Here is a 5262-nt window from a genome sequence, read left to right on the forward strand (position 1 = left end):
CCCCCCCCCCCCCCCCCCCCCCCCCCCCCCCCCCCCCCCCCCCCCCCCCCCCCCCCCCCCCCCCCCCCCCCCCCCCCCCCCCCCCCCCCCCCCCCCCCCCCCCCCCCCCCCCCCCCCCCCCCACGACGGTGGTGCCGGCGAACTCGCGGCGCTTGACGACCCGGACGTGCAGGTCCAGGCCGATGCCGAGGTCGGCGAAGTAGCGCAGCACGTCGGGGTCGGCGTCGGAGATGCGGGCGATCGACCCGGCCGCACCCTCGGGCAGGTCGGCCAGGCTGTGCGCGCCGGGCCGCGGGACGGTGCCGTCGGGGCGCGGGATGGGGTCGCCGTGCGGGTCGCGCTCGGGGTGGCCGAGGCGGCGGTCGAGGCGGTCGAGCATCCGGTCGGACACGGCGTGCTCGAGGACCTCGGCCTCCTCGTGGACCTCGTCCCAGGAGTAGCCGAGGTCGGCGACGAGGAAGGTCTCCACGAGGCGGTGGCGGCGCACCACGCCCAGGGCCTGCGTGCGCCCGGCGTCGGTCAGCTCCACGCCGCCGTACCGCTCGTGGCGCAGCAGGCCGGCGTCGGTGAGCTTGCGCACGGCCTCGGAGGCGGTGGAGGGCGAGACGCCCAGGCTCTGCGCGAGCTTGGACAGGGTGATCTTCTCCTCCGACCACTCGCCGGCGGCGTACACCGCCTTGAGGCAGTCCTCGGCGGCCGGGGTGGCGGGGCGCGACACGCCCCCAGCTTGCCACCCGGACCCCCGCGAGCGGACGGGGCGCGGCGCGGTCCCCGATTTCGGCGCACCGAAAACCGTTTGTCGACGTACAGTGGGGGTAGGAGCGGGAGCACCGCAGGCACGGACGGGGGAGGTCGTGGTGGATCGACGCTGGACCGGGATCGGCGACGCCGTCCTCGCCGCCGCGCTGGTCGCGGCGAGCGTCGCGTTCGCCGTGGCGCTGCGCTGGCCCGAGGCCGCCGCCGCCCTGCTGCTGTCCCTGACGTGGGGAGCCGCCGCCGTGCGGCGCCTGGCCGGCCGGCGCGCGGCCGAGGTCGTCGAGGCGGCCGCCACCGCGGTGCCCGGCGGGGCCGTGGCGCAGCCCGCGGTGGCCGGCGCCGAGCCGGGCGAGAGCGGCCCGCGCGCCGCCTGAGGACCTGGCGCGCGGGTCCGCCGTCGCCCTCGGCCGCCGCTCGCGGCCGGCACTGCCCACCCGCTCGCGAACCGGCGCGCGGCGCACCCCGGCACTGCCAGGATCACGTCGTGGACGCCTCGCCCGAGCAGACCCCCGAGCACACCCCCGAGCACACCCCCCTGGCCCCCGCCGGCCTGGCGGCCGCCTGGCGCCGCACCCGGCCGCCGCGGCGGGTCGTGCACCTGGACTCCGCCGCCGCCGGCCGCGCGAGCTGGGCGGTGCTGGACGCCGCCGCCGCCCACGCCCGCCGCGAGTCCGGCAGCGGCGGGTACGTCGCGGCCGCCGAGGCCGCCGACGTGCTGGAACGCGCCCGCGACGACGTGCGGGCCCTGCTGGGGTGGGGACCGGGCGAGGGCGTCGTCGCCTTCACGCACGGCGCCCACGACGCGCTGCGCCAGGTCCTGCTGGGCTGGCCCGGGGGCGTGCCCGGGCCCCCGCCCGGCCGCCCCCGCGCGGTAGGGCCCAACCACCCCCCGGCGCGCGGGGGGGGGGGGGCGCGCCGCGCCCCCCCCCGCCCCGCGGGCGCGGGGGGCCGGCGGGGGGGGGGGGGGGCCGCCCCCCCGCCCCCCCCCCCCCCGCCCCCCCCCCCCCCCCCCCCCCCCCCCCCCCGGCGAGTACGGCCCGAACGTCGCCCTGCTGCGCCGGCTGGGGGTGCGGCCCGTCCCGGTGGACACCCCGCACCGGCTGGAACCGGCCGCGTTCGAGCGCTCCCTGGACGGCGAGCGCCCGGACCTGGTGCACGTGACGTGGGTGGGCAGCCACTCCGGCACGGTGCAGCCCGCCGTCGGCGTGGCCGCGGCGTGCGCCGGCGCCGGCGTGCCCGTGGTCCTCGACGCGGCGCAGGCCCTCGGTCACGTGGACACGGCCCTGGACGCGCTGCCGGCCGACGCGGACGTCGTCGTCTACGGCACCTCCCGCAAGTGGCTGGCCGGCCCGCGCGGCGTGGGGTTCGCCGCCGCCCGCGGCCCGCTGGCGCAGCGCCTGGAGGAGCTGGAGCAGGCCGAGGCGCACGTCGCCGGGCGCGTCGGGTTCGCCGCCGCGCTCGCCGAGCACCGCGACCTGGGGCCGGCGGCGGTGCGCGCCGGGCTGGCGCGGGTGGGCGCAGCCGTCCGGCACCGGCTGGCCGCCGCCCTGGAGGGTTCCTGGACGGTGCTGGAGGACCTCGACGAGCCCAGCGCCACCGTGACGCTGCGACCGGCCGGCGCCGGGCTGGACCTGGCGGCGCTGCGGGCGCGGCTGCTGGCGGAGCACGGGGTGCTCACCACGTTCCTGGCCACCGAGCGGGCCCCCGGGGAGATGCCGGCGCCGGCCCTGCGCGTCAGCGGCCACCTCGACACGAGCGCCCAGGACGTCGGTGCGCTGGTGGCGGCGCTGCGCACGGCGTCCTGATCGGCACCCCCGGGCGTTCCCGGCGCGCGGGGAGCGCCCGGCGCTGCGACAGTGGACGGCGATCACCAGATCACCGACACGAGAACCCGGAGGGTCCGCGATGATGGGCAAGGTCCTGTTCCTGGCGGCCGGCGCTGCCGGCTACGTCCTGGGTGCGCGCGCCGGGCGGGAGCGGTACGAGCAGATCAGTTCCGTCGCCTCCCGCGCGTGGGGCAACCCGAAGGTGCAGCAGAAGGTCGGCGACCTCGAGGGCAAGGCCACCGACGTGGCCAAGCAGGCCGGCGCCGCCGCGCAGGAGAAGGTGGGCGCCGCGGCCGGCTCGGTGGCCGGGACCGTGCGCTCCAAGGTGGGCGGCGGCAGCGGTGGCTCCGCCGACGACGGTGACTCCGGTGACTCCGGCGCTGCACCGCTGGGCGAGCAGCACCACACCCGGATGCCCACCGACTGACGTCCCGCCCGCGCCGACGTCCCACCCGCCGCCGCCCGCCCGGTCCTCCGGGTGCGCGGCGGCGGCGCTGCGTCGAGGGTGGACCCGTGAGCTCTCCCACCGTCGGTGACCACGTCGTCTCCCGCCTCGCGAAGTGGGGTGCCCGCCGGGTGTACGGCTACCCCGGCGACGGCATCGGCGGGGTGGTCTCCGCGCTCGGCCGGGCGCAGTCCGCCGGCGAGGCCGAGTTCGTGCAGGTCCGCCACGAGGAGACCGCCGGCTTCGCCGCCACCGCCGACGTCAAGTTCGGCGGCAGCCCGATCGGGGTCTGCGCGGTCACCTCCGGGCCCGGGGCGGTGCACGCCCTGAACGGCCTGTACGACGCCAAGCTCGACCACGTGCCCGTAGTGGCCCTGCTCGGGCAGAGCGCCAGCAACTCCCTGGGCACGAGCTACTACCAGGAACTGGACCTGGTGCGTCTGTTCGCCGACGTGGCCGGTGAGTTCGTGTTCCAGGTCAGCGACCCCAGCCAGGTGCAGCACGCCGTGGACCGCGCCGCCCGCACGGCGCTGGAGCGGCGCACCGTCACCGCGATCGTGCTGCCCAGCGACCTGCAGGACGCCGACGCCGTGCTCGAGGTGCCCGTCGCGCACGGGTACACCCACACCAGCGCGGTGCCCGGCTCGCTGCCCGGCGCGCCGCGACCGGAGGCGCTGGCGCAGGCGGCCGAGGTGCTGCGCTCGGGGAAGCGGGTGGCGATCCTCGCGGGCGCCGGCGCGCTGGGCGCCACCGGGGAGCTCACCGCGGTCGCCGACCGGCTGGGCGCGGGCGTGGCGAAGGCGCTGCTGGGCAAGGCCGTCCTGGACGACCGCCTGGAGTGGGTGACCGGTGCGATCGGCCTGCTGGGCACCCGGCCGAGCTGGAACCTCATGCAGGGCTGCGACGTGCTGCTGATGGTCGGCACGACCATGCCGTACAGCGAGCACTACCCGCCGCCGGGGCAGGCCCGGGCGGTGCAGATCGACGTGGACGGCACCCGCTGCGGACTGCGCTACCCCACCGAGGTGAACCTCGTGGGCGACGCGCAGCAGACCCTCGCCGCGCTGCTGCCGCTGCTGGAGGGCGCGGACCCCGACCCGTCCTGGCGCGAGGACATCGCCGGGTGGAACTCGACCTGGCGGGCGTGGGGCGAGGAGCGGGCCGCGGCGAAGGCGAACCCGCTGAACCCCGAGCTGCTGGTGCGGGGGCTGTCGGAGCGGCTGACCGACGACGCGATGGTCGCCGTGGACTGCGGCACCGCCACCAGCTGGTACGCCCGCGACCTGGACCTGCGGCCGGGGATGCTGGCGTCGCTGTCGGGCACGCTGCTGTCGATGGGCGGCGGGATGCCCTACGCGCTGGCCGCCAAGCAGGCCCACCCGGACCGCCCGGTGCTGGCGCTCGTCGGCGACGGCGCGATGCAGATGAACGGCATCAACGAGCTCATCACCGTCGCGCAGCGCTGGCGCACCTGGCAGGACCCGCGGTTCGTGGTGGTGGTGTTCAACAACCGGCAGCTGTCGTTCGTGGCGTGGGAGGCGCGCGCCATGCAGGGCGAGGTGCCGTTCGGCGACGCGATGGACGTGCCCGACGTGCCGTACGGGCAGTACGCGGCGCTGCTGGGGCTGGGCGGGGTGCGCACCGACGGGCCCGAGGGGCTCCAGGCGCTGCTGGACGAGGCGTTCGCCGCCCGCCGGCCCACCGTCATCGACGCCGTGGTGGACCCGGACGTGCCGATGATCCCCCCGCACGTGACGCTCGAGCAGGTCGCGAACACCGCGAAGGCGACCGTGAAGGCGGGCCTGCGCGGCGAGGCGTCGGCGGCGCGGATCGTCGTGGACGGCGTGCGCCAGACCGCGGGCGCCGCGGCGCGGGTCGTTCGCCGCGACCGCGACTGACCCGCGCGCCCGCTCCCCCGGGCGGACCGCGGGCGCCTCAGAGCCCGCCGCCGCCGGGGCGCATCCAGGCGTTGCGGCCCATGGCGCGCAGCGCCGCGCCCGAGCCGTCCAGCTCGGGGTCGCGGCCGGCGCGCAGGGTGTCGTCGCGGACACCCGCCCCGCGGCGTCGCGAGCGGCGCAGCGCCCGCACCGCGGTGGTCACCAGCACCACCGCCAGGAGCGCGAGCAGCCCACCCACCAGCACCCGGTCCGCGATCGCCACCGCCCCAAGGTGCGCCAGGCGGCTCGCCCCGGCAACGCGGACGCCGGTGGGCGGGTCCCCGCCGCGCGGGGACCC

Annotated in this window: 6 protein-coding genes; 4 read left to right on the top strand and 2 right to left on the bottom strand. The window is 78.8% G+C overall.

The features are described from left to right. Positions 1 to 718, bottom strand: a 718-nt coding sequence (locus ACRYR8_RS20920; protein WP_432486155.1) for a metal-dependent transcriptional regulator, incomplete at its 3' end; no start/stop codon positions are given. A gap of 139 nt (positions 719 to 857) precedes the next feature. Between ACRYR8_RS20920 and ACRYR8_RS20925 the strand changes: the two genes are divergently transcribed. The 4 genes from ACRYR8_RS20925 to ACRYR8_RS20940 all read left to right on the top strand — a co-directional run bounded on the left by ACRYR8_RS20925 (position 858) and on the right by ACRYR8_RS20940 (position 4925). Next, entirely contained in the window at positions 858 to 1130 is a 273-nt protein-coding gene (locus ACRYR8_RS20925) for a hypothetical protein (protein WP_432486154.1), read from the top strand. A 708-nt stretch (positions 1131 to 1838) separates the two neighbouring features. Then, complete coding sequence (locus tag ACRYR8_RS20930; protein ID WP_432486207.1) at positions 1839 to 2561, top strand: aminotransferase class V-fold PLP-dependent enzyme; 723 nt, start codon at positions 1839 to 1841, stop codon at positions 2559 to 2561. A 100-nt stretch (positions 2562 to 2661) separates the two neighbouring features. Further along, positions 2662 to 3009, top strand: coding sequence for a YtxH domain-containing protein (locus tag ACRYR8_RS20935; protein WP_432486152.1), 348 nt, complete (start codon positions 2662 to 2664; stop codon positions 3007 to 3009). 86 nt (positions 3010 to 3095) lie between these two features. Continuing rightward, positions 3096 to 4925, top strand: a complete 1830-nt coding sequence (locus ACRYR8_RS20940; RefSeq protein ID WP_432486151.1) for a thiamine pyrophosphate-requiring protein — start codon at positions 3096 to 3098, stop codon at positions 4923 to 4925. Positions 4926 to 4962: 37 nt separating this feature from the next. On the opposite strand, the gene ACRYR8_RS20945 is transcribed toward ACRYR8_RS20940, so the two are convergent. Further along, positions 4963 to 5262, bottom strand: a 300-nt coding sequence (locus ACRYR8_RS20945; RefSeq protein WP_432486208.1) for a hypothetical protein, incomplete at its 5' end; no start/stop codon positions are given.

The organism is Kineococcus esterisolvens, assembly GCF_050871405.1.
In the GTDB taxonomy this organism is placed as follows: domain Bacteria; phylum Actinomycetota; class Actinomycetes; order Actinomycetales; family Kineococcaceae; genus Kineococcus.